We start from the raw sequence: 22,853 nt of genomic DNA, 5'->3' as shown, positions 1-22,853 counted from the left end.
GATGATGCCCGCTGCTCAGGCGTGCCCCGACCATGGCGGGGTGACCGAGCCGGATGAGACCACCCTGGGCAAGGTGCTCGCGGCCGTCCCCGATCGGCTGCGCTCGCGGGCAGCCCTGGTGCTCGGCAACCGGGCCGGGGCATTCCTGCTGCGTACGGCCGGCGAGCTGGTTCGCGTGCAGATCTTCGACCGTTCGATGACCCTGGCCGCGCAGGCCTTCACGTCGATCTTCCCGATCCTGATCATGATGAGCGCGCTGCTCGGCGGCTCCCTGCGGGAGCGCCTGGGTGACCTCGTGAGGATGCCGGACGCCAGCGCGCGTCTGCTGGATGAGGCGCTCAGCGGCAGCCGTAGCAACGCGTTCGGCATCGTCGGCTGCCTGATCGTGATCCTGTCGGCGACCGGGCTGGCCCGCGCGCTGATCCGGGCGTACCTGGCGGTCTGGCCGGTGGCCGGGCGCCGTACCGGTGCGGCGGCGACCGGCTGGCAGATCGGCAGCGTGCTGATGCTGGTCGCCTTCCTGGTCGGCGTGCGGCTGCTCAGCGGGCTGAGCGGGGCGCTGCCGGCGCCCCGGTTGTGGGCGCTGGTGTTGTCGCTGCTGGCCGACGTGGCCCTGGCGACGATGCTGCCGCGGATCCTGCTCGGACCGGCGGTGCCCTGGTCCCGGCTGCTGCCGGCCGGTGTTCTGTTCGGGCTGATCATGGTCGCGGTCCGGGCGGCCGGGACCGTGTACCTGCCGCGGGCGCTGGAGTCCAGCGCCGGGCGCTACGGCACGATCGGGCTGGCCTTCACCTACATCGGCTGGCTGTACGTGCTGTCGTTCTGCCTGCTGCTGTCGGCGGTGCTGGCCGAGGTGTGGGCCGGCACCACCGACAGCGGCGGGCGATTCAGATCAGGCCCGCCTGACGGGCCGTGACGACCGCCTCCCGGCGGCGCCCGGCACCGAGCTTGCGATAGATCGACCGCATGTGGGCCTTCACCGTGTTCACCGAGATGTTGAGGTTCTCGGCGATCTCGGCCGCGGTGAGCACGGTCGGCAGATACTGCAGGACGTCGATCTCCCGCTCGCTCAGCGGGCCGGCCGCCTGCACTCCCAGGATCACCGGGATCTCACCGGTGATCTCGGCGAGCACCCCGTCCCCCACCGGGCCGTGCAGCTCGGTGAGCCACTGCTGACGCTCGGCCAGCACCATCATCCGCTGGGTGTCGAAGATGCGGAACGGGCGGCGGATCTGCTCCGGTTCGGCGACGGCCAGGGCCCGGCCCAGGGCCTCGCTCGCCACCGAACTACGCCCCTGTGTGTCGGCCGACAGCGCGGTGAGGATCCACGCGCCCACCACCGACACCCGGTCCGGGGAGTCCTGCACCCGGGCCAGCAGGTCGCTGGCCGCGGGCAGGTTGCCGGTGGCCAGATGGGCGCGGGCCAGGCAGATCTGTTCGGCTGGGACGAGACCGGGCCGGGCGGTGTACTCCCGCAGCACCCAGGCCGGGTTGCCGAGTCCGAGCTGGATCTCCGCACCGGTGATCCCCAGCAGCCGGTCGACCTGGGCGGCGACCATCGGTGGCCCGGCCTCCGCCCGGAGCTGGGAGAGCATCGTACGGGCCCCGGCCGTCTCACCGCGGTCCAGCGTGAGCCGGATCCGGATCAGCCCGGCCAGGATCGACAGCGTCGCCTCGGGCAGCTCCCCGCCCGCGTGCAGGCCGCGGCGCAGCGCCTCCTCGGCCTGCGGTTCCCGGCCGCGTTCGGATTCGACCAGCGCCCTGGCCAGGTAGGCCGGCGTGATGCCGAGCCGGCCCTCGGCGTCGATGCGTCGGGCGACGTTCTCGGCCACCGCGGCGTGGTCGAGGGCCTCCCGCAACGCGCCCTGCATCACGGCGAGCAGCGACAGCAGCCCGAACGAGTTGATCTCCAGGTGGGGGACGTCAGCCGTCCGTGCGGTCGACGCCGCGGCCCACAGGTAGCGATCGGCGTAGTCGTACCGGCCGCTCCACAGCAGACCGGCGCCCTTGCTGTTCAGGGCGACGGCCCGGAACTGCGACAATGCCGGCGCCCGGTCGAAGGAGAGCCGGGACAGGTCGGCCAGCAGCGCGGTGGTGGCCCGGACCAGCCGTGGCATGTCACCCTGCCAGCGGATCACGGCGCCCGCCTCCAGGACCGCGAGGGCCGAGGCCACCTCGGAACCGGCCGCCTCGGCCTTGCCGCCGAGCAGGGAGCGCGCCACGGCCAGCCTGCGCGGCACCGCCGCGAGATCACCCTGGGCGTACGACAGGATGGCCGCGCACACCGCGAGCTCGGCCGTCATGCCGAGCCGGGCCGGTGGGATCCGCCGCAGGGCCTCGACGAACTCGGGCCGGTCGGCCGAGCCGAGCATCGCCAGCCCGCTGCGCACCGTGACCGCGGCGATCAGATCCCACTCGCCGGCGGCGACCGCGTGGGTGACCGCGGCCAGCGGGTTGCCGGCCGTCTCGTACCAGCCCGCCGCCGCCAGGTGCAGGTTCGCCGTGGCGTCCGGCCAGCGCCGGGCCGCCCGCCGGCGCAGCGCCGACCGGAACAGCCCGTGGTAGCGGAACCAGCGCCCGTTGCCGGTGCGCTCGATGAAGAGGTTGTCGCGGGCCAGGTCTTCGAGGGTCATGTGCCCGTGCGGCCGGCCGGTCAGCGCCTCGGCGAGTTCACCGCAGATCCGGTCCGGGATGCTCGTTCGCAGCAGGAACCGGCGGATCTCGTCGGGCTGCTCGCCGAGCACCTCGCGGAGCAGATAGTCCTCGACGATCTCGTCGGCGCGGGCCGGGTCCGGGGCGTCCAGGGCCAGTCTCAGCCCGGCGGGCCAGCCCTCGTTGCGCCGGACCAGCGCGGCGAGACGGTCGGACGGCATCGAACGGCTCTCCAGCGCGAGCAGCTCGGTCGCCTCCGCCAGCTGGAACCCGAGGCCGGCGGCGCGGATCTCGGTCAGGTCGCCGGCGAGCCGGAACCGGTGCAGGGCCAGGGCCGGCTCCCGGCGCGCGATCAGCACGAACCGGGCCCGTCTGGTGCGCATGGCTGTGCCCAGTTCGGCGAGAACCTTGTCGTCGGTCACCTCGTGGAGGTCGTCGAGGACCACGACCACCGGCGCCGCCGCGTCGCTGACGGCCGCCATGAACGCGTGCCGGTAACCGGCCTCGTCGGCGTCCACACCGGGCAACGGCGCCCCGGACGGGACCGCGCCGGCCGTGTGCATGGACAGGAGAAGGTCGCACCAGAACGCGTGCGGGTCGTTGTGCTGTGCGTCGAGCGTCAGCCAGGCGACCGGGCCGGAGATCGACCGGGCCGCCGCCCAGGAGGCGACCAGGGCCGTCTTGCCCCAGCCCGGACCGGCGCTGACCAGGGTCACGGAGTGCCGCACCCCTTCGTCGAGGATCTTGGCGAGACGAGTCCGCCAGACCAGTCCGCCGGGAAGGCGGGGTGGTGCTGTGTGTTCCACGGCTATCGAAACGGCCGCACGGCCACGAACATGATCACGCAAATCGTCCCCCAGACCTCGGCGGCGCCACGATTCCCGCTCCCCGCGAAGCGATCCCGCAGCGCTCAGATGTGCGAAGCCCCCAGTCGTTCGGCCCCACCGAAACACAGAAGTTGCCTACGGCTCAACGGCCGGTATTCGCATGCATAGCGGAACAAACTCATTTCCCCAGCGTGCAAGTTGCAGAGAACGGCGCCGTCTCATCCCCCACGCGCGAGGCGGCGCCACTGTTCGGGACGAGACGCTGACCTCCCGTACCAACAGGAGGCTATAGCGATGATCGTCAATGAATCCACCGGCTCGGCCGATGGGCTCCGCATGGCCGGCACGGTCCGGTTCGCCGGGGTCATGCTGCTCACCCTCGGCGCGTTCCAGGCCATGGAGGGACTGCGCACGCTGCTGCAGGAGCGGGCGTACCTGGTCACTCCGGACGGCATGCTGATCGCCCTGGACTGGACCGTCTGGGGCTGGGGCCACCTGGTCCTCGGGCTGATCTGCGCCGCCACCGGCTGGGGTGTCCTGCGCGGACTGATGTGGGCCCGGGTGGCCGGTGTCCTGTTCACCGCGTTCGCCGCGCTGGCCCACTTCGCCCTCCTCGCCGCCGCACCACTGTGGTGCAGCATCCTGATCTGCGTCGAAGTCGTGATCATCTACGCGCTGTGCGCGCACGGTTCCGAGGTCCGCCACCCCCGGCGGTGACTCAGATCAGCCGCAGGGCCCGCGCCCGGCGCACCGCCTCGTTGCGCCGGGACGCGGAGAGTTTGCGCAGGATACTGCGTACGTGGGTCTTGACGGTGTTCACCGAGACGTACATGGACGCCGCGATCTCCTCGGTCGGGAGCATCTCGGCCATGCCCCGCAGCACGTCGAGTTCCCGCTTGCTGAGCTGCTCCACCACCACCGGTTCGGCAGCGACCCCCGCCGCCGATCCCGTGGTGCCCGGCGTACCCAGCGACCGGTACTGCAGCGTCAGCCGATCGTCGTCGCGCAGCAACCGGCGCAGCTCGCCCCACACCTGGTGCACCGGACGCCGGCAGGACTCCGGCGCGGCCACCCGCAGTGCCCGCCGCAGCGCCTCCCGGGCGCCGGCCGCGTCCTCCCGGCCGGCCGCCAGCATCGCCAGCAGCAGCCACGCGTCCAGGGCGGCCGGCGCCGGCACCCCCGCTGCGTCGGCTACGGTACGCGCCCTCTCGTGCGCCGCCCCGGCCTCGCCCCGGGCCAGCATGAGGGCGGCCCGCGCCACCACGGCACCCGGATCGGCCGAGTCGGCGAAACCCGCGAGCAGGTCCTCCGCCTCGTCGGGGCGACCGGCCACGAGCAGCAGCCGGGCCCGGTTCAGCCGGAGTTCCCGGGTCAGCCAGCACGGTGCGCCGTTGTCGGCCTCCTCGGCGGACGCCAGCACCCCGATCGCCTGCCGCAGCTCACCGCGGGTCTGCAGCCGACGCGCCCGCACCAGGGCGAACCCGGCCGGTGCGGGCCCGGTCGCGCCGTTCCCGCACAGCGGCTGCACCGCCCGCAGGTGCCGGTCCGCGGCCTCGATGTCGTAGCGCTCCAGAGCCACCCAGGCCAGCGTGACCTCCGCGGCGGCCGGCCACCCGTCCCGGCCCCGCGTACGCTGTCCCGCCAGCTCGATCGCCTGCCGGGCGGCCGCTTCGGCCCGTCCCAGCCGGCCCCGGTACGCCTCGATCAGCGCCAGGTACTCCAGACACGACATCCGTATCCGCTCGGCCCCCGGCGGAGCGTTCGCGCCGGCCTCCGCCAGCACGGCCGCCGCCTCGTCGACCTGCCCGGCCGCGGCGCGGGCCCGCCCCTCGGCGGCGAGCAGCATCGTCCGCAGCTCGGGATGCCGGGCCAGGCGCTGCGGCGGTGCCGACTCGAGGAACGTCCCGGCGGCCGGTGCGAGATCGTCCACCGTGTCCGGTCCGGGCACGTGGGGCAGCAGGAGCAGGCGCATCAGGAAGCAGCCGAGCGTGAGCCCGTCGCCGCAGGCGCTGCCCTGCAGAGCGAGCAGCTTGCCGGCGTAGGCGAACTGCTCGGCGGCCCGTGAGTGGTCGCCGTCGCCGTACGCGATGGCCGCCCGGACCAGTACCGGCTCCGGTCCCGCCGGGTGCTCCGGCATGCCCGCGAAGAGCCCGCCGAGGCGCCCGGCCGAACCCTCCATGGCCAGCACGCCGACGCCGTAGTCCTCGATCACCATCGACGCCGCGCCGATCCAGTCACCGGCCAGGACCGCGTGCCCGACCGCCTCGGTGAGCCGGCCGCGGGCGGCCAGCCACAGCGCGGCCCGCTGGTGCAGCAGGGCCACCTCGTCCGGGTCGGCCCAGGCGAGCTGGGCGCGCAGCAGCTCGGCGAAGAGCCGGTGGTAGCGGTACATGCCGGTGCCGGACCCGACCGGCTGGATGAAGGCGTTCTCGCGGGTGAGCTCGGCGAGCATCCGCGGCGCGTCGGTACGGGCGGTGACCGCGGCCGCGAGTTCCGGGGTGAAGGTGTCCAGCACGCTGGTCTCCAGCAGGAACCGCCGGGTGTCCGGGGGCTGGACCCGCAGCACCTCGCCGACGAAGTACTCGGCGATCGTGGACTCGTCGCCGGAGATCGTGTCGACCAGCCGTTTCGCGTCCGGGCTGCGCTGCAGCACACAGGCGCACAGCCGGATGCCGGCCGCCCATCCCTCGGTGTGCTCCAGCAGGGTGGCCAGTTCGGGCTCGCCCAGCTCGACGCCGTGCAGGCGCATCAGCCGGGACACCTCGGCCGCGGTCAGCGCCAGATCGGCGGTGCGCAGCTCCTGCAGCCGGCCGGCCAGGCGGTACCGGTAGAGCGGCAGGGGTGGGTCCCACCGGCCGGTCAGCACCACCCGGAGCCGGTCGGTGTGGCAGAGCACGAATTCCAGGCCGGCCGCCCAGTCCGGCCCGGGTAGCTGGGACGCCCCGTCCAGGACCAGCACGACCGGGGTGGGGTGCTGGTCCACCGCGGTGGCGAGCCGGCCGAGGACGGCCCGGGTGACCGTGCCGCCGGCGACCGGCGGCACCGCCACCCCGGCCCGGCGCAACGCCTCGGCCACGTAGTCCCAGAATGTCGGGTCCGGCTCGTCACCCTGCTCCAGGGTGATCCACGCGACCGGCCAGTCCACCGGCCGGCTGTGCACCCAGGAGGCCAGCAACTGCGTCTTGCCGCTACCCGCCACTCCCGTGACCACGGTGACCGGGCCCTGCACGCCCTCGGTGACCCGGGCGTGCAGAGCCGGCCGGGACACCATGAAGGGCGGCGCCGCCGGAACCGCGAACTTGGAGGTGAGCAGTGATTGGTCCGAGTCTGTGATCAATTCGATGGACACGCTGGCTTCCTCCGTTGGCCGCCGGTTTGATCTCCTCGTTCAGACTCGTCCGGCCCGTGGGGACGCACATCGTCCGGATCGGATAGTCCGGTGACCTACGGTGTCCACCTTATTAACGGAACGTCACTACGTGTGAACTCCAGGCCGCAAGGTCGACGTAGAGGCCACCACCGGCGAGCTCGTCCCCGTCACGGGTGAACATCCGGCCGTCCAGCAGGTCGGTGAGCTGCCACGACCGCCCGGCCAGTGCCGGCCACGGCAGTTCCACCCGGGCCTGGGCGGGGCGGTCGCTGTAGTTGACCACGACGACGGTCCGTGGTGCCTCGTCGTGCCAGGCCCAGCTGAGAAGCTCCCGATGGGTGGAATTGTCCGGCCAGCCGTGCGTGTCGAGCAGCCGCCACTCCCCCACACGCACCGATCCGGCCACCGCGACGAGACCACGGTAGAACGCCACGAGGTCCGGGTCCGCGGCCTCGTCCGGGAACCGGGCCAGGAAGACCGGCAGCCGGACCCGCCGGCCCTCGAACTGCCCGTCGTGCCAGAGCGTCGCGCCGGGCAGGGTGGCGATCGCCACCGCGGCGGCCCGTCCCCGCGCGCCCGGCACGGTCTCCGCGGCCCGTGCCTCGTCGTGGTTCTCCAGGAACCGGATCAGGCCGTCCTGATAGTCCCGGCCGGCGGCCAGGTGCTTGCGTACCGACTCGGCGTCCTCGCGGGTGAGCCGGTCGTAGAGGCGCTTGTCGTAGCAGAAGTCGAAGCCCTGGCGCTGCAGGGTCCACTCCATGTCCCAGTACGCCTCGGCGATCATCACGAGGTCCGGGTGCCGCTGCCGGATCCGTCCGATGACGTACGGCCAGAACTCCTCCTCCGGCGCGGGCCCCACGTGCCGTCCCCAGGTGCGTGCGAACACCTCGTTGGTCATCAGCATCGCCATGTCGCAGCGCACCCCGTCGCACTGGTCGCCGATGTCGGCCAGCGCCGCCGCGGTGGCGTCGCGCAGCCCGGTGTCGAACGCGTTGACCTGGGCCACGTCCGGCCACGGCGGGAAGTACGGGTCCCGCCCGTGCGCCAGCACCCGCCCGGAGACCGTGAACCAGGCGACCGGATCCTCGATCTGGTCCATCGCGGTGCCCTGCACGAACCAGTTCGGATGCGAGAACGTCGCCGGGTGGTCGGGCGCGACGTGGTTGGGCACGTAGTCGAGGATCAGCCTGACGCCGCGTGCCCGGAGTTCGGCCCGGGCCGCCGCGAGTCCGGCCGGGCCGCCCAGACGGTCGTCCACCCGGTAACGCCGCACGCAGTACGGCGAGCCGACCACGTCGGTGTCACGCAGGTCGGGCAGCACCTCCTCGAAGGACCGCTGCAGGGACGTGTTCGTCCGGGCGATCCGCAGCCCGGCGGGACTGCGCTCCCAGACGCCCATGAGCCAGACCGCGTCGATGCCGGGTGCGGACACCTCGTCCCACACCTCACCGGGCACGTCGCCGAGGGTGACGTCCCGGCCGTACCGGCGGCTCAGTCCTTCGAGCCAGGGCCAGGTGAAGATCTCGTAGACCGCCGGGGCGGACGGCCAGCCGTTGCTCATCCCCGATCACCCTCCTCCGGCACCACGGCCGCCCGCAGCACCCCGGTCATGCCGTTCTCCAGCAGATCCATGCCGGCCAGGCCGGCGAACACGTTGGGGAACACGGCGACCAGCCCGGTCCAGCCGGTCTGGTGGGCGGCGCCCAGGCCGGCCCCGTTGTCACCGTGGAAGTACTCACTGAACGTGATCAGGTCACGCCAGTGCTCGGAGGCGAAGATCGTCTGCCCGCCGTGCGTGGGGCGTGCTCCGTCGGGTCCGGGCAGGAAGATCCGGGTCAGCCGCTCGGAGATCTCCCGGGCCACCTCGAACAGCGTCATCTTCACCCCGGAGCCGGTCGGGCACTCCACCGTGAAGTCGTCGCCGTAGCCCACGTACAGGTTCATCAGGGCCCGGATGACCAGCACGTTCGCCGGGAACCAGACGGGGCCGCGCCAGTTGGAGTTGCCGCCGAACATGCCACTGTCCGACTCGGCCGGCTGATAACCGACCGTGAACGTCCGGTCGGCCACCCGGAACTCGAACGGGTGCTCGTCATGATGCTTGGAGAGCGAGCGGATCCCGTACGGGCTGAGGAACTCGTCGGAGTCGAGGAGCCGGGTGAGGATGCGCCGCAGCCGCGTCTCGTCGAAGAGCGCGAGCAGGTGCTCGCCGTGCCGGCCGGTGACCCGTCCCCGTGACATCACCGAGCTGACGCTGGGGTGCCGGTTCACGAAGTCCTGCACGCCCTCGATCAGCTGCGGGTGGCGGGCGGTCAGCGTCGCCTCGTACACCGTCACGGCGGCCAGCGGCAGCAGCCCGACCAGCGAACGGACCCGCAGCCGTTGCGAGCTGCCGTCGGGCAGTCTCAGCAGGTCGTAGAAGAACCCGTCCTCCTCGTCCCACATGGCCGCGCCGCCGGCCTCCCGGTTGACCGCCACCGCGATCCAGGCGAAGTGTTCGAAGTATGCCTGCGCCTGCTCGATGTAGACGGGGTCCTGCTGGGACAGCTCCAGCGCGATCGACAGCATGCTCTGGCAGTACAGCGCCATCCACGCCGTGCCGTCGGCCTGGTCGAGGTAGCCGCCGGTGGGCAGCGGCGCGCTGCGGTCGAAGACGCCGATGTTGTCCAGGCCGAGGAAGCCGCCCTGGAAGACGTTGTTGCCGTCGTGGTCCTTGCGGTTGACCCACCAGGTGAAGTTCTTCGCCAGCTTGTGGAAGATCGACTCCAGCCAGGCGTGGTCGCCGCGCCCGTTGCGGGACTTGTCCAGCTCGTAGACCAGGTAGGTGGCCCAGGCGTGCACCGGCGGGTTGACGTCGGAGAAGTTCCACTCGTACGCGGGGATCTGCCCGCTCGGGTGCAGGTAACGGCGGCCGAGCAGCAGGTTCAGCTGGTCCTTGGCGAAGCCGAGGTCGACCAGGGCCAGCGCGATCGACTGGAACGCCAGATCCCACGCGGCGAACCAGGGGTACTCCCACTTGTCCGGCATCGAGATGACGTCGTTGCAGATCATGTGGAACCACTCGCCGTTGCGGGTGCCCCGCGACGCGAGCGGGTCGCGGCCGTGCCCGGTGAGCCAGCGCTCCACGTCGTAGCCGAAGTACTGCTTGCTCCACAGCATGCCGGCCAGCGCCTGCCGCACCACCTGGCGCTCGTCGTCGCCGAGCTCCGGCGCGAGCAGCTCGCGGTAGAACTCGTCGGCCTCGGCCCGCCGATGGTCGACGACCCGGTCGAAGGCCTCCGGATCGGTGCCCGCGGGTGGCGCCTCGGCCAGCCGGAACCGGACCACGGCGGAGCCGCCGGCCGGCACGTCGAGCGTCACCAGCGCGGCGACCTTGGTGCCGACACCGTCCGGGTTCACCGCCGAGGTGTCGCCGTGCACGACGTACCGATCGAAGGCGTCCTTGACGTATGGGCCGGTCCCGGCCGACTCGTTCTCGGTGAACAGCAGCGGAGCGTCGCCGAGGACGGTGAACCAGCGTGTTCCCAGACGGTCGTGGACCGCCTCGACGCCCTCGGGCCGGGCCCGCAGCACCGGTTTCGGCTCGGGCCGGTCCCAGGACCAGGTGTTGCGGAACCACATGGTCGGCAGCAGACGCAGCGAGGCCGCCTCCGGTCCGCGGTTGTGCACGGTGATCCGGCCCAGCAGGTTCTCCGGGCCGGCCTTCGCGTACTCGATCTCCACGTCGAAGTACCGGTCCCCGTCGAAGATGCCGGTGTCGAGCAGCTCGTACTCGAAGTCACCGCGGCCGCGGGCCCGGTTGGTGGCGACCAGGTCCTCGTACGGGAACGCCGCGTGCGGATACTTGTAGACCATCCGCTGGTAGGAGTGGGTGGGGGTGGCGTCGACGTAGAACCAGTACTCCTTGGCGTCCTCGCCGTGGTTGCCCTCGGTGTTGGTCAGCCCGAAGAACCGCTCCTTGAGGATCGGGTCGGCGCCGTTCCACATCGCCACGGCCAGGCAGAGGCCCTGCTGGTCGTCGCTGAACCCGCCGATGCCGTCCTCGCCCCACCGGTAGGCCCGGGAGCGGGCGGCGTCGTGGCTGAGAAAGTCCCAGGCGTCGCCGCCCGGGCTGTAGTCCTCGCGGACCGTACCCCACTGCCGTTCACTGAGGTACGGCCCCCAGCGCCGCCATGGCACGGCGGCGGTGTCGGCGTCACGCAGACGCCTCTGCTCGGCGCTTGCTTCGTTGATGGCCATGCCTGAAGGCTCTGCTCACGGCCCCGGCATTCCGTCCCCCGCCAGGGATGAAAGAGGACGCCGCCCGGAGATCCGGACGGCGTCCCGTTCACGTGCCGGGCAGGTCAGTGCTGCTCACCGCCGTGCAGCGCCTCCTGCAGCTCCGCCTCGGTCTCCTTCGGCAGCGACGACTTGAGCACCGTGCCGCCGAACTGGCTCAGCGCGTCGACCGCCTTGTCCGGGGTGACCGCCTCGAGCACCAGGAACAGCGCCGACGTGCCGGGCTGCAGCTCGTCCCGGATCCGCTGCTGGAACTCCTTGTTGATGGCTCCCTTGGCGAGCTTGCCGGTGAGGGCGCCGAGGCCGGCGCCGACGGCCATGCCGAGGATCGGGATGAAGAACAGCATGCCGAAGAGCAGGCCCCAGAACATGCCCCACGTGGTGCCGCCGGCCACCGCGTGGTGGTTCGTCGTCACGTGGAACTTGCCCTCACGGTCCCGGATGATCGTGGCGATCGCGTCCGGCTGGATGATCAGGTCCTTGGCCAGACGGTGGGCCTCGAGCGACGCCGCTGTCGCCGTGGTCTCGTCCGGGTATCCGATGGCGACCAGTGTTGCCATGTCGAACTCCTTCCGTGCCCTGTGAAGTCCCGTTCAGTCAGCCACGCGGGGGCATCGGCGGTCCTCATCCCTGTGGGAGGAGGTACACGGACCGGCCGCCCGCGACTCTCGACTGCAGACGAGAGGAGACAGGTCATGTACGAGCGCTACGAGATCCGGGTCCGGGGGTTCCTCGGCCCAGTGCTCCGACGGGCGCTCGGGGACCTGCGCTGCCGGGCCCTGCCGTATCAGTGCACGATCCGCGGCCGGCTCTCGGACGCCGATCTGGAGAGGTTGCTGACCCGGCTGGATCGCTCCGGAGTGGAGGTGGTCTGCGTTTCATCCGTCACGGATGGCGTGCCGGACCGGGGCGCGGCCACATGATCGACCCGCAATCACGGACCCCTGACTAGGGAGACAAACCATGACCGACACCGAGGCGCGGCAGTCCTACGACGAGCCGTACGTGCCCCCCGGCGGGCGTCCTGCGACGGGCTGGGTGGGAATGGTGGTGTTCGCCGGCGTCATGCTGCTGATGCTCGGCTCGTTCCAGGCGGTCGAGGGCATCATCGCCCTGTTCCGCGACGAGTTCTACCTGACCACGAAGAGCGGCCTGATCGTGCCGGTGGACTTCGACACCTACGGCTGGACGCACATCGCCATCGGTGCGATCGCGGTCGGCACGGGGCTCGGCATCCTGGCCGGCCAGACGTGGGCGCGAGTGGTCGGCGTCATCATCGCCGTCCTGAGCGCCCTGGTGAACCTGGCCTTCCTCCCGGCGTACCCGATCTGGTCCACCATCGTGATCGCGATGGACGTTCTGATCATCTATGCCCTCACCGCCCACGGCCGTGAGGTCCGGCACTGAGGACGGAACCGGCCCGGCCGTGCTTCCACGTGGTGTGCTCGTCCTGCTCGGCACGGCCTGCGTGGTCGTGGTGGTCGCCGGGATGCGCGCCGTCGCGGAGCTGGTCGGGCCGGTTTTCCTCGCCCTCATGCTCACCGTGACGGTCGCGCCCCTCACCGGTTGGCTGCGCCGGCGCGGCGCACCGGTCTGGCTCGCCGCCACGGCCACCGTCACCACCGTGTACCTGGGGCTGTTCGCCCTGGGCGGGGCGCTGGCGGTGTCCGTGACCCGCCTCATCGACCTGCTGCCGGAATATCAGGACCGGTTCACCCAGCTGCGCGACGACCTGGCGGCCGGGCTCAGCGGGCTCGGCATGGATGTCGAGCAGTTGAGGGCAGCCATGTCCGACGTGGACGCCGGCTCGTTCGTACGCATCGTCGAGGTCTTCTTCGGTGGTCTTGCCGGCGCTCTCGGGAACTCGGTGTTCCTGCTGGCCGTCCTGCTCTTCCTGTGCCTCGACGCGGTGAACTTCCCGGCCCGCCTCAAGGAGGTGGTGACCGAGCGCCCGCAGGTGGTCGCCGCGCTGCACGTGTTCGCCTCCGGAACCCGCCGCTACCTGCTGGTCACGACCGTGTTCGGGCTGATCGTGGCGGTCTTCGACACGGCTCTGCTGTGGTGGCTGAGCATCCCGCTGCCGCTGCTGTGGGGGCTGCTGTCGTTCATCACCAACTACATCCCGAACGTCGGGTTCATCGTCGGGGTCATCCCGCCGGCGCTGCTGGGCCTGCTCGAAGGCGGTCCCGAGCTGATGATGTGGGTGATCGTGCTCTACTGCGTGGTCAACTTCATCATCCAGTCGGTGATCCAGCCCAAGATCGTCGGGGACGCGGTGGGGTTGTCCGCCACCGTCACGTTCCTGTCGCTCATCTTCTGGGGATGGGTGCTGGGCGCGCTCGGCGCCCTGCTGGCGATCCCGCTGACCCTGCTGGCCAAGGGCCTGCTCATCGACGTCGACCCGTCGACGCGCTGGCTCAACAGCCTGATGTCGGGAGGACCGCCCGCCAGGGATGAGGTGCCGGAGGAACCCCCGGCCGACCATGACGACCATGACGACCTTCACGGTATGGAAGTTCGACACACCTGAGCGGGCCGAACAGGCCCTCACCATCATCGAGAACGCCTCAGCCGACGGCCTGGTACAGGTCGTCGACCACGCGGTGGTCGTGTGGCCGAAGGGCGCTCCCGCGCCGGAGACCCACCATGAGCACGAGAACACCTGGCGCCACACCGGCTGGGGCGCCTTCTGGGGCCTCGTCGTCGGCGGGCTGTTCCTGGTCCCGGTCGCCGGGGCCGCGGTCGGCGCCGGCATCGGAGCCCTGGTCAAGGCGACCGAGGGCACCGGCATCGACCGGGAGCAGCTGGAGACCATCCGGGCCGAGATCACCGAGGGCACCTCCGCGCTGTTCCTGGTCACCGACCACGGCAACCTGGACCGGCTCGGCGAGCGGTTCCACGGCCTGCACAAGAAGCTGATCGCCACCAACCTCACCGACGGTGAGCAGGAGATCCTTCGGGAGACGTTCGGCGGCGGTAACCCGTGACCAGCCGTGACCCGGCCGCGCGCGCCGCGGCCGGGAAAACGGCCCGGGAGCGGGTCCCGCTCGGCGCGCACGCCGGGTTCACCCCCGCCGCGGACCGGTTCGACCCGGCCGCGGTGCTCCTCGATCAGGAGCGGGATCGGGTACCGGAGCTGCTGCCGATCCGGCACGAGCGGATGGCCGTGTCGCCGTTCGCGTTCTACCGCGCCGCCGCCGCGACGATGACCCGGGATCTGGCGGCCGCGCCCTCGACCGGGCTGATCAGCCGTCTCTGCGGGGACGCGCACCTGCTCAACTTCGGCCTCTACGCCTCACCGGAACGCCGGCTCGTGTTCGACCTCAACGACTTCGACGAGTCGTACCCCGGACCGTTCGAATGGGACGTCAAACGGCTGGTCGCCAGCCTGGCCCTGGCCGGCCGGGAGAACGGGTTCAAGCGCCGGGACCGGGCCGCCGTGGTGCTCGCCGCCGCCGAGACCTACCGGACGGCGATGCGGGAGTTCGCAGCGATGCGGGAGCTGGACGTCTGGTACGCCCGCGCCGACGTCGAGGAGGTCCGGCAGCGTCTCGGCGCCCGGCAGGGCAAGCGGATCGACGCGGCCGGTGCCAAGGCCCGCGGCCGCGACAGCCTGCAGGCGTATCAGAAACTGACCGTCCTGGCCGACGGACGGCGGCGGCTGGCCGCCGACCCGCCGCTGCTGGTGCCGATCTCCGACCTGCTGCCGGGCGTGGCCCGCAAGCAGCTCGAGGCCCAGATCCTGGAACTGCTCGCCGGGTACCGCGACAGCCTCGCCGACGACCGGCGGCGGCTGTTCGACGCGTTCGAGTTCGTCGACATGGCCCGCAAGGTGGTGGGCGTCGGCAGTGTAGGCACCCGCTGCTGGGTGGTGCTGATGACCGGCCGTGACGAGCGCGACCCGCTGCTGCTGCAGGTCAAGGAGGCCGGGCCGTCGGTGCTCGACGGCCGCACCGGCGCGCAGCACGTCCCGGACTGGGACAGTGAGGGCCGCCGGGTGGTCTCCGGGCAGCGGATCCTGCAGGCCGCCAGCGACATCTTCCTCGGCTGGCACACCGTCGCCGGGATCGACGGCCAGGTCCGTGACTTCTACGTGCGCCAGCTGCGCGACTGGAAGGGCGGCGCCGACGTCGCCACGATGGACCCGGGTGGGCTGCTGGCGTACGGCAGGCTGTGCGGCTGGACGCTGGCCCGGGCACACGCCCGAGGCGGCGACCGCATCGCGATCGCCGCCTATCTGGGTGGCTCCGATCGGTTCGAGAAGGCGCTGGTCCCGTTCGCCGAGGCCTACGCCGACCGGACCGAGGCCGATCACGCCGCCTTCGTGGCAGCGGTGTCGGTCTCCACCTGACGCCGCGCGATCAGCGTCACCGCGATCTCGTACACGGCCAGCAGCACCGCCACGACCAGCAGGGACGTCCACGAGGACAGGATCAGGGCCAGGACCGCGGCGACGACGACGCCGGCGACGCGGACCGGGTCGAGGTACCGGGCGATGAAGTCCGGCGCCCGGCCCGCCGCGTCGCGGGTCCACCGCCAGCCCACCACCGCACCGCGCCGCACGCCGCCGCGCAGCCACACCGGGAACCGCCCCGGCCCGGCCAGGTAGGCCAGCACCGCGATCAGCGCACCGATCCAGATCAGCTGCACGCCGCGCTCACGGAGCAGGCTGAACACCGTGGTCATGGCCGCGTCGACGCCGTCGCGATAGGTGCCGGCCGGCACCTCGGCGAGGATCTGACCGCGCACCGCCCGCAGCAGCGCGGTGATCGCCACCGACGCCACCACCAGCCACAACCCGAACTGGACGGCCGTACGCCGCCGCCGGGGCGACACCGCGAACGCCGCGATCAGCAGAAGGATAGTGCCACCGGCGAACAGCAGCAGGTTGCGTTTGGCCGCGGCGACCGCCTGCTGCGCCTCCCACAGCTGACCGGAGTCGTAGACCGTGAACTGCGCGAAGTTCGCCGGCAGTGAGACTCCGACCGCCTCCTCGACCCGCAGCCGCAGGTTCTCCGGGATCGCGCCGCTGCTCAGGTCGGGCAGCGAGACCTGCTTGCCGAACAGTGTCGGCAGCTGGTCGCTGAGCTCCCGCAGCACCTGGTTGATCAGGGGCAGCAGGTCGATCTGGATACGGTCCTCACTCGCGGTGATCACGGCGCTGGTGCCCTCGACCACGGCCAGCAGCCGCTGGTGCAGACGCCGGTTGACCTCCACCCAGATCGCCTGGAAACGGTCGCTGTCCATGATCTTCACGACCGTGGCGCGGACCTGTTCGCGCAGCTGGCCGGCGATCGGCCCGGCCGCGAACGCCGCCTGCTCCGGCAGCACGGCCCGCAGCCGCTGCTCGACGTCGAGCACCCGGAACACCTCGGTGGTCGCGTACTGCGCCACGGCCGCGTTCACCCGCGGGTCCTGCGGCAGCGGCGCGACGGTCGCCACCCACCGGTCGGTGTTCAGGGTGGTCCGCGCCGCCCACAGCCCGACCACGCTCGTCACCAGGGCGAACGCGGCCACCGCGGCGAGTATCGCGGCCAGGACGCCCCGGAACGCGGTGGTGGGAAACCGCCTCGGGCGCCGGGTCTCCAGCTGGTCACGCAACGCGGCGACTTCCGCTCGCAGCCGCTCCAGCTCCACATTCTCCTCCGGTACGGCTGTCGCGCCCACCGGTGACGCGGTGTCCTCCACCCCGCCGACGGCGGATGTGGTGGGTGACGTGCTGGTCATCGCTCCTCCTCGCGGGCCGGTCCGACGTCCCGACGCTCCCGGAACCGGCGGGTGGCAGCCTCATCCGGCACGGATGAACCCCGGGCACTTTCATCCGCGGCGGATGACGTTCCGCCCCGAGCCGGCAAGCACGCTGGTCACATGGCACTGGGGCCGCTGGAACTGATGGTGTTGTCGTTTCCCGCGGATCGGCTGGGTGAGGGCGTCCGAGCGACGCTGGCCTGGCTGATCACCGCGGACAAGATGCGCGTCGTCGACGCGCTGGTGATCCGCACGGACTCGGCCGGAGGCGCGTGCGCCGTGGAGCTCAGCGAACTGCCGGGGCTGTGCGACGAGGCTGCCATGCTCCGGCTCGCGAGCGGGCTGATCACCGAGTCGGACATCGACGAGATGGCGGGGATGGTCGACGCGCAGACCGACGCGCTGGCTGTGCTCCTGGAACATCGCTGGGTCCAGGACCTGGCCGGGCCGGTGGCCGCCGAGCGCGGCAGCATCCTGGCCCTCACCCACATCCCGGGGGCGCCCTGGCACAGCCGGGTCATGGCGACCACGATCTAGGGAGAACAGATGGAATTGCAGGAGATGGGACCGGTCGACTACCTGTGCGTGGAGTTCCCCGAGGGCACCCTCAAAGGGACCGCGTTCCCGCTGCTGGTGGACCTGGTCGACCGGGGGACGATTCGGGTGCTCGACATCCTCTTCATCCGCCACGAGCACGACGGCACGGTCACCGAACTGGACGCGAAGGAGATCGAGCTGGCCGGGCTCGGCGTGTTCCACGGCGCCGCCTCCGGCATCCTCGGCGGTGACGACCTGCGGGAGGCCGCCAAGGTGATGACGCCCGGCGCGGCCGCGGTGATCATCGTGTACGAGAACGCGTGGGCGGCGCCGCTCGCGATCCAGCTGCGGCGCAACGGCGCGCATGTCGTGGCCGGCGGGCGGATCCCCGTACAGTCGATCATCGCCGCCCTCGACGAGACCGAGACCGTCGCAGCCACCGGTGGAAGGTGATCGAGATGCCCGGACTTCTCCGCGGGATGGCCCGCACAGCGGTGGTCGCCGGGACCGCGACCGCGGTCTCCAATCGCGTGTCGCGCCGGCAGGCCGGCCGATGGTCGCGGCAGGCCGAGCAGCAGTACGCCGAGCAGCAGTACTACGCCGGCCCGGAACCGGGTGCACCCGCCCCACCGGCGCCGGACCCCACGACCGCGAAGCTGGAACAGCTCAAGCAGCTCGGTGAGCTGAAGGCCCAGGGCGTGCTCACCGCCGCAGAGTTCGAGGACCAGAAGGCCCGGATCCTGGCGTCCTGAACGCCTGAGCCCCCGAACCCGCGCCGGCCACCGTCGTGCATTCTCGCCACGGTGGCCGGTGCGCCTGTCTGTGCTCAGAGGCGTGGCGGCACCGTCTCGGCGGCCGGCGCGCCTGTCCGTGCTCAGAGGCGTAGCGGCACCGTCTCGGCGGCCAGCGCACCGACGAATCCGCTGGTCGGGCCGTACTGTTGCCAGAACCGCCGCTGTCGTTCGGCGCCGGTGCCCTCACGCCGCAGCCGTTCGATCCCCGCATAGATCTCGCCGGTGTCACCGGCCTCGTCGAGGTGCGGGGTGATCTTCGCGAGCAGCCGGGCGGTCTCCCCCGCACTGCCCCGGGCCACCGCGAGCAGTTGCTCGCGGACCAGATGCCCGGGCGTCGGCAGCAGTTTGGCCCGCTGCCGGATGTCCTCGATCAGAGACGCGACCAGCGCCCGCGTCACACCGGCGAACAGGACCGTGTCGTCCACGCTCAGCCCGGTGTCAGCGACCCTGACCTCGATCGTCGGGTAGCGCGCCGACAACCGGGCCAGGAAGTAGACGCCGGCGGCGTCGACCGCCCCGCCCGAGGCGACCAGCGAGCTGACCTCCCGGTCGTACCGCTCGGCACTGGGCCAGACGCCCGGGGGCATGAAGGTCGGCCAGCTCAGCTGCATCCGGTACCGGTGGCTGGCCCATCCGGTGTCACCGGCCCCGGCGACCGGTGAGTTCACGGTCAGGGCGAGCAGGGCGGGAAGCCAGGGCCGGATCCGGGTCAGCACGGCTGCGGCGATCTCCCGGTCCGGGATGCCGATGTGCACGTGGCAGCCGCAGGTGCCGCCGGCCACGGCCGCCTCCGGGAAGCGTCGCGCGAGTTTGCGATAGCGGTCGTCGGGGCTGAGCGCGTCCAGCGGCCCGGCCGGGAACGGCGCCGATCCGCTCGCCACCAGGTAGACCCCGGCCTTCTCGGCAGCCCTGGCGGCGACCAGGCGGAGGCGGGTCAACTCTCTTCGCAGCTCGCTCAGCCCGGTGCAGACCGGCGTGGCGGTCTCCAGCTGGTAGGCCATGTACTCGGGTTTGATCCGGTCGTCTCCACCGACGCGGCGCATCACGTCCGGAGCGGCCGGTGCGACCGCCCCGTCCGGATGCAGCAGCAGGAATTCTTCCTCGACACCCATCGTCAACACGTATCGAAGGGTGCGATCCGGGACCATGCGGACGCCTCATCCCCGCGGGGTGAGCGTCCTGATCACCGAGGTGCGGGCCAGTTTGTCGTGCAGGCCCTGATGCCGCCGGTCCACCATCAACCACAGGGCGAGAATCGGCAGATACGCCAGGAGCAGCGCCCGCACCAGTCCGGCGAACCAGCGCGGCGGCCGCCCGTCCCGGCCCACCACCCGCAGGCCGAGCAGCAGCATCCCCGGGGTACGGCCGGCCAGCACCCAGAACAGGAAGCAGTAGACCGCCATCATCGTCGGCACCGCCACCACGTACGACGAGATCACGAGCCGGGCCAGTTCCCGGCCCTCGGCGCCCAGGACCGAGGCGAACAGCGCGAAGGTGAGCGCTGCCGCCCCGGCCAGCAGGGCCACGATCAGACCGTCCAGCACGTACGCCGCCGACCGGCTCACCAGCCCGGCGTACGGGTTCACGGCTTCGACTCGGTCCCGTTCCGGGTCCAGCGCAGCGTCAGGCGGTCCACCGCGTCGTCCCCGGCGGCCGCCCCGGTGCGGACCCGCCCGACCACCTCGCCGACCATGTTGTCGCGCTGCCCGCGGACCAGGGCCCGGATCCGCTCCGGTTCCCGTTCCAGCAGCTCCAGAACCCGATCGAGCTGGATCTCGACCACCCGCTCCACCAGCGGGGAGGTGGCGATCGCGGTGATCAGGGCGTCGACCATCCGGGTCCGGCGAGCCGCTCCGCGTTCGGCCAGCTCCTTCTGGTCGGCCAGCGCCTCGGCGGCCCGGGACAGCGCGCCGATCGCCACGTCACCCCATTGCAGGATTCCCGGGAAGCTCATCGCCGCCTCCTCAGAACCGCCTTGCGGACCTCCGTCGGCACGATGACGAACGCGCCGGCGACCAGGCAGATCAGCCACTGGTTCAGGCTGAGGCTGGTGGTGGCCAGGATCTTCTGGAACAGCCCGAACTCGGTGGCCAGCACGATCGCGGCCGCCGACATCCCGGTGGTGATCAGGAATCGCCGGTCGTCGAAGGTGTCCAGGCTGAACACCGACCGGATCTCACTGCGCGCGGTCAGGGAGAAGGCCAGGTTGGCGATCGAGAACGCGGTCAGGCCCATGGTGCGGCCGGTGTCCAGGTCGTACTCGTTGTCGGCCCACCAGATGACCCCGAGGGTGATCAGGCCCATCACCAGCCCGACGAAGCCCAGCCAGCCCAGCGCCACGCGGCTGAGCAGCGGCTCGTCGGACCTGCGCGGCTTGTGGGCCATGATGTCCGCCTCGGCCTTGCCGTAGCCGAGCCCGACGGACTGGAACACCTGGGTGGTGAAGTTCAGCCACAGACTCTGCAGCGGCAGGAACGGCACACCGGCCGCGATGTTGGCGATGCTCGCGCCGAGGAACGTGATGATCATGCCGACCAGCACGCCCATCTGGAAGAAGATGTACTTCTTCAGGTTCGCGTAGAGGGCCCGGCCCAGCTCGACGGCCTTCACGATGGTGGCGAAGTCGTCGTCGGTCAGGATCATCGCGGCGGCCTCTTTGCTGACCTCGGTGCCGGTGATCCCCATGGCGATGCCGATGTCGGCCTTCTTCAGCGCCGGGGCGTCGTTCACCCCGTCACCGGTCATCGCGACGATGTGGCCCTTGCGTTTGAGCACCTCGACGAGGCGTACCTTGTGCTCCGGGGTGACCCGGGCGATGACGCCGATGCCGTCGATCTCGCGCTCGGCCTCCTCGTCGCTCATCGCGCCGAACTCGGCGCCGGTGATCGCTCGTCCACGGATGCCCAGCTTGCCGGCGATCGCCGCGGCGGTGACCGCGTGGTCGCCGGTGATCATGCGGACCTCGATGCCGGCCGAGTGGGCCTGCTCGATGGCCTTGAGCGCCTGGGGCCGCGGCGGGTCCACGATGCCGACCAGTGCCAGCGGGGTGAGACCTGTCAGCAAGGTCAGCAGGTCCGCCCGCGGATCGAAGTCGGCGACCTCGAAGTCGCGGCGGGCGGTGGCCAGCACCCGCAGACCCTGCTGGGCGAGCCGGGTGTTCTCGGCCAGGTAGCGGACCGCGAACTGGTCCTCGACGTCGCAGCGGGCCAGCAGCTGGTCGGGTGCGCCCTTGACGAAGCAGCGGATCACCTCACGGCCGTCGGCCGCGGTCATCCGGTGGAACGTCGCCATCAGCTTGTACGCGGCGTCGAACGGCAGCTCCGCCACCCGCGGGTACCGTTCGCGGGTCGCGACCGAGTCCAGCCCGCCCTTCTCGGCCAGCACCACGAGCGCGCCCTCGGTCGGGTCGCCGATCAGGTGCCCGTCGGTGACGACCGCGTCCGACGCCAGGATCATCGGCAGCAGGTACTCCTCGAGGGGCACGTCGTGCTCCTCGCCGGCCACCTTCTTGATCACGCCGTCGGTCGCGTAACCGCCGCCGGAGATCGTGTAGCGACGCCCCGGGATGGTCAGCTCGACGGCCGTCATCTGGTTCAGCGTCAGCGTTCCGGTCTTGTCGGAGTTGATCGCCGACGTGGAGCCGAGCGTCTCGGTCGACCGGAGCCGTTTCACGATCGCGTTCGCCTTGGCCAGCATCTGTGTGCCGAGCGACAGGATCGTCGTGACCACGGCCGGCAGGCCGGTCGGGATGGCCGAGACCGCGAACGCGACGGCCGCGGTGAACACCACGCCGAACTCGTTGCCACGGGCCAGGTTGATGATCACCGACGCGAGCAGAGCGATGCCGGCGATCAGCAGGATCTGGTTGGTGAGCTTGCTGAGCTGCCGGGTGAGCGGTGTCTCCGCGTCCTTCTCGGTCTGCAGCATGCCGGAGATCCGGCCGACCTCGGTGCTCATGCCGGTCGCGGTGACCAGCAGCTCGCCCGCGCCGCGGGTCACGTTGGTGTTCATGTACGCCATGTCGGAGCGGTCGCCCAGCGCGGTGTCGGCCGACTCCACCGCGGTCACGTCCTTGGACACCGGCAGGCTCTCGCCGGTCAGCGCCGACTCGTCGATCTCCAGCGTGGCGGCCCGCAGCAGCCGGCCGTCGGCCGGGACCACGTCACCGGCCTCCATCTGCACGACGTCGCCCGGCACCAGCTCCTCGGCCGGGATCTCGACCAGGGTGCCGCCGCGGCGTACCCGCGCCTTGATGATCATCATCTTCTGGAGGGCGTCGATCGCGGCCGCCGCCTTGCCCTCCTGGTGCAGGCCGAGTGCCGCGTTGAGCAGGGTCAGGGCGATCAGCAGGATGCCGGTGCCCCACTGCTTCAACGGGTAGAGACTGCCGATGCCGGCCGCGAGCAGGACGATCTGCATCGGGTCGGCGTACTGCCGGACGAAGGACCGCCACCAGGGCTCCTTCTTGGCCTCGGCGAACCGGTTCGGGCCGAACTTCTCACGGCGCCGCACGACCTCCGCTTCGTCGAGGCCGCGCTGGCGGTCGACCTGCTCGGCCTCGAGCGCTTCCGGCACGGAAAGTACGTGGAACGCGGGCACTTCCCCGGCCGCGTCCGGCGGGGACGTCATGGTGGCCATCTGATCTCC

The 22,853-nt window shown here is 71.4% G+C and carries 20 protein-coding genes; 10 read left to right on the top strand and 10 right to left on the bottom strand.

Features of this window, described 5'->3' with window-relative positions; genetic code table 11:
- Nucleotides 1–40: 40 nt before the first annotated feature.
- Complete coding sequence (locus tag CLV67_RS24175) at nt 41–916, top strand: YihY/virulence factor BrkB family protein (protein WP_239166329.1); 876 nt, start codon at nt 41–43, stop codon at nt 914–916.
- Here CLV67_RS24175 and CLV67_RS24170 read toward each other — a convergent pair.
- Nucleotides 888–3,458: a winged helix-turn-helix domain-containing protein gene (locus CLV67_RS24170; protein ID WP_239166330.1), complete on the bottom strand. Its 2,571-nt coding sequence runs from the start codon at nt 3,456–3,458 to the stop codon at nt 888–890. The genes CLV67_RS24175 and CLV67_RS24170 overlap by 29 nt on opposite strands.
- A gap of 315 nt (nt 3,459–3,773) precedes the next feature.
- Between CLV67_RS24170 and CLV67_RS24165 the strand changes: the two genes are divergently transcribed.
- Nucleotides 3,774–4,196 (top strand): DUF7144 family membrane protein, encoded by a 423-nt coding sequence (locus CLV67_RS24165; protein ID WP_106322149.1) that lies wholly within the window; start codon nt 3,774–3,776, stop codon nt 4,194–4,196.
- A gap of 1 nt (nt 4,197) precedes the next feature.
- Here CLV67_RS24165 and CLV67_RS24160 read toward each other — a convergent pair whose 3' ends face one another.
- The 4 genes from CLV67_RS24160 to CLV67_RS24145 all read right to left on the bottom strand — a co-directional run bounded on the left by CLV67_RS24160 (nt 4,198) and on the right by CLV67_RS24145 (nt 11,687).
- Complete coding sequence (locus CLV67_RS24160; RefSeq protein ID WP_239166331.1) at nt 4,198–6,828, bottom strand: winged helix-turn-helix domain-containing protein; 2,631 nt, start codon at nt 6,826–6,828, stop codon at nt 4,198–4,200.
- Between the two features lie 112 nt (nt 6,829–6,940).
- A complete protein-coding gene (locus CLV67_RS24155) occupies nt 6,941–8,410 on the bottom strand; it encodes an alpha-amylase family protein (RefSeq protein ID WP_106322147.1) in 1,470 nt (489 codons plus the stop codon).
- Nucleotides 8,407–11,088 carry an MGH1-like glycoside hydrolase domain-containing protein gene (locus tag CLV67_RS24150; protein ID WP_106322145.1) on the bottom strand — a complete coding sequence of 894 codons (2,682 nt, stop codon included), beginning with the start codon at nt 11,086–11,088 and terminating at the stop codon, nt 8,407–8,409. The genes CLV67_RS24155 and CLV67_RS24150 overlap by 4 nt, the downstream gene beginning before the upstream one ends.
- 104 nt (nt 11,089–11,192) lie before the next feature.
- Nucleotides 11,193–11,687 carry a DUF1269 domain-containing protein gene (locus tag CLV67_RS24145; protein ID WP_106322143.1) on the bottom strand — a complete coding sequence of 165 codons (495 nt, stop codon included), beginning with the start codon at nt 11,685–11,687 and terminating at the stop codon, nt 11,193–11,195.
- A gap of 135 nt (nt 11,688–11,822) precedes the next feature.
- Between CLV67_RS24145 and CLV67_RS24140 the strand changes: the two genes are divergently transcribed.
- Genes CLV67_RS24140 through CLV67_RS24120 form a run of 5 tightly spaced genes read left to right on the top strand, consistent with a single transcriptional unit; the run spans nt 11,823 to nt 15,478 of the window.
- Entirely contained in the window at nt 11,823–12,050 is a 228-nt protein-coding gene (locus CLV67_RS24140; protein ID WP_106322141.1) for a hypothetical protein, read from the top strand.
- 40 nt (nt 12,051–12,090) lie between these two features.
- Nucleotides 12,091–12,534 (top strand): DUF7144 family membrane protein, encoded by a 444-nt coding sequence (locus CLV67_RS24135; protein WP_106322139.1) that lies wholly within the window; start codon nt 12,091–12,093, stop codon nt 12,532–12,534.
- A gap of 19 nt (nt 12,535–12,553) precedes the next feature.
- Nucleotides 12,554–13,657, top strand: coding sequence for an AI-2E family transporter (locus CLV67_RS24130; protein WP_239166332.1), 1,104 nt, complete (start codon nt 12,554–12,556; stop codon nt 13,655–13,657).
- A complete protein-coding gene (locus CLV67_RS24125) occupies nt 13,620–14,114 on the top strand; it encodes a DUF1269 domain-containing protein (protein WP_106322135.1) in 495 nt (164 codons plus the stop codon). Before CLV67_RS24130 ends, CLV67_RS24125 begins: the two co-directional genes overlap by 38 nt.
- Nucleotides 14,111–15,478 carry a DUF2252 domain-containing protein gene (locus tag CLV67_RS24120; RefSeq protein WP_106322133.1) on the top strand — a complete coding sequence of 456 codons (1,368 nt, stop codon included), beginning with the start codon at nt 14,111–14,113 and terminating at the stop codon, nt 15,476–15,478. Before CLV67_RS24125 ends, CLV67_RS24120 begins: the two co-directional genes overlap by 4 nt.
- On the opposite strand, the gene CLV67_RS24115 is transcribed toward CLV67_RS24120, so the two are convergent.
- Nucleotides 15,439–16,854: a hypothetical protein gene (locus tag CLV67_RS24115; protein ID WP_239166333.1), complete on the bottom strand. Its 1,416-nt coding sequence runs from the start codon at nt 16,852–16,854 to the stop codon at nt 15,439–15,441. The two genes, CLV67_RS24120 and CLV67_RS24115, sit on opposite strands and share 40 nt — an antisense overlap.
- 141 nt (nt 16,855–16,995) lie before the next feature.
- Between CLV67_RS24115 and CLV67_RS24110 the strand changes: the two genes are divergently transcribed.
- The 3 genes from CLV67_RS24110 to CLV67_RS24100 are packed head-to-tail and all read left to right on the top strand — an operon-like array spanning nt 16,996 to nt 18,164.
- Complete coding sequence (locus tag CLV67_RS24110; RefSeq protein WP_106322131.1) at nt 16,996–17,412, top strand: DUF6325 family protein; 417 nt, start codon at nt 16,996–16,998, stop codon at nt 17,410–17,412.
- Between the two features lie 9 nt (nt 17,413–17,421).
- Nucleotides 17,422–17,865 carry a DUF6325 family protein gene (locus CLV67_RS24105; protein WP_203737118.1) on the top strand — a complete coding sequence of 148 codons (444 nt, stop codon included), beginning with the start codon at nt 17,422–17,424 and terminating at the stop codon, nt 17,863–17,865.
- A 5-nt stretch (nt 17,866–17,870) separates the two neighbouring features.
- Nucleotides 17,871–18,164, top strand: a complete 294-nt coding sequence (locus CLV67_RS24100; protein ID WP_106322638.1) for an SHOCT domain-containing protein — start codon at nt 17,871–17,873, stop codon at nt 18,162–18,164.
- Nucleotides 18,165–18,286: 122 nt separating this feature from the next.
- On the opposite strand, the gene CLV67_RS24095 is transcribed toward CLV67_RS24100, so the two are convergent.
- From CLV67_RS24095 to CLV67_RS24080, 4 genes are read right to left on the bottom strand one after another with little or no spacing between them, the layout of a single operon-like run.
- A complete protein-coding gene (locus CLV67_RS24095) occupies nt 18,287–19,318 on the bottom strand; it encodes a carboxylate-amine ligase (protein WP_239166338.1) in 1,032 nt (343 codons plus the stop codon).
- Between the two features lie 45 nt (nt 19,319–19,363).
- Nucleotides 19,364–19,792 carry an RDD family protein gene (locus CLV67_RS24090; RefSeq protein ID WP_106322129.1) on the bottom strand — a complete coding sequence of 143 codons (429 nt, stop codon included), beginning with the start codon at nt 19,790–19,792 and terminating at the stop codon, nt 19,364–19,366.
- A complete protein-coding gene (locus CLV67_RS24085) occupies nt 19,789–20,160 on the bottom strand; it encodes a hypothetical protein (protein ID WP_106322127.1) in 372 nt (123 codons plus the stop codon). The genes CLV67_RS24090 and CLV67_RS24085 overlap by 4 nt, the downstream gene beginning before the upstream one ends.
- A complete protein-coding gene (locus tag CLV67_RS24080; protein WP_106322125.1) occupies nt 20,157–22,844 on the bottom strand; it encodes a cation-translocating P-type ATPase in 2,688 nt (895 codons plus the stop codon). Before CLV67_RS24080 ends, CLV67_RS24085 begins: the two co-directional genes overlap by 4 nt.
- Nucleotides 22,845–22,853 lie beyond the last annotated feature (9 nt).

Origin of the sequence: Actinoplanes italicus, from assembly GCF_003001815.1 — a bacterium.
GTDB lineage: Bacteria > Actinomycetota > Actinomycetes > Mycobacteriales > Micromonosporaceae > Actinoplanes > Actinoplanes italicus.
The sequence above is the reverse complement of the archived record's forward strand: the minus strand, read 5'-3'. Positions and strand labels throughout refer to the sequence as shown.

Excerpts from the sequence above, each read along its gene's own strand:
- CLV67_RS24135 (WP_106322139.1), top strand. The coding sequence starts at position 12,091 with ATGACCGACACCGAGGCGCGGCAGTCCTACGACGAGCCGTACGTGCCC.
- CLV67_RS24155 (WP_106322147.1), bottom strand. The coding sequence starts at position 8,410 with ATGAGCAACGGCTGGCCGTCCGCCCCGGCGGTCTACGAGATCTTCACC.
- CLV67_RS24165 (WP_106322149.1), top strand. The coding sequence starts at position 3,774 with ATGATCGTCAATGAATCCACCGGCTCGGCCGATGGGCTCCGCATGGCC.
- CLV67_RS24145 (WP_106322143.1), bottom strand. The coding sequence starts at position 11,687 with ATGGCAACACTGGTCGCCATCGGATACCCGGACGAGACCACGGCGACA.
- CLV67_RS24100 (WP_106322638.1), top strand. The coding sequence starts at position 17,871 with ATGCCCGGACTTCTCCGCGGGATGGCCCGCACAGCGGTGGTCGCCGGG.
- CLV67_RS24115 (WP_239166333.1), bottom strand. The coding sequence starts at position 16,854 with ATGACCAGCACGTCACCCACCACATCCGCCGTCGGCGGGGTGGAGGAC.
- CLV67_RS24150 (WP_106322145.1), bottom strand. The coding sequence starts at position 11,088 with ATGGCCATCAACGAAGCAAGCGCCGAGCAGAGGCGTCTGCGTGACGCC.
- CLV67_RS24095 (WP_239166338.1), bottom strand. The coding sequence starts at position 19,318 with ATGGGTGTCGAGGAAGAATTCCTGCTGCTGCATCCGGACGGGGCGGTC.
- CLV67_RS24085 (WP_106322127.1), bottom strand. The coding sequence starts at position 20,160 with ATGAGCTTCCCGGGAATCCTGCAATGGGGTGACGTGGCGATCGGCGCG.
- CLV67_RS24110 (WP_106322131.1), top strand. The coding sequence starts at position 16,996 with ATGGCACTGGGGCCGCTGGAACTGATGGTGTTGTCGTTTCCCGCGGAT.
- CLV67_RS24105 (WP_203737118.1), top strand. The coding sequence starts at position 17,422 with ATGGAATTGCAGGAGATGGGACCGGTCGACTACCTGTGCGTGGAGTTC.
- CLV67_RS24125 (WP_106322135.1), top strand. The coding sequence starts at position 13,620 with ATGACGACCTTCACGGTATGGAAGTTCGACACACCTGAGCGGGCCGAA.
- CLV67_RS24080 (WP_106322125.1), bottom strand. The coding sequence starts at position 22,844 with ATGGCCACCATGACGTCCCCGCCGGACGCGGCCGGGGAAGTGCCCGCG.
- CLV67_RS24140 (WP_106322141.1), top strand. The coding sequence starts at position 11,823 with ATGTACGAGCGCTACGAGATCCGGGTCCGGGGGTTCCTCGGCCCAGTG.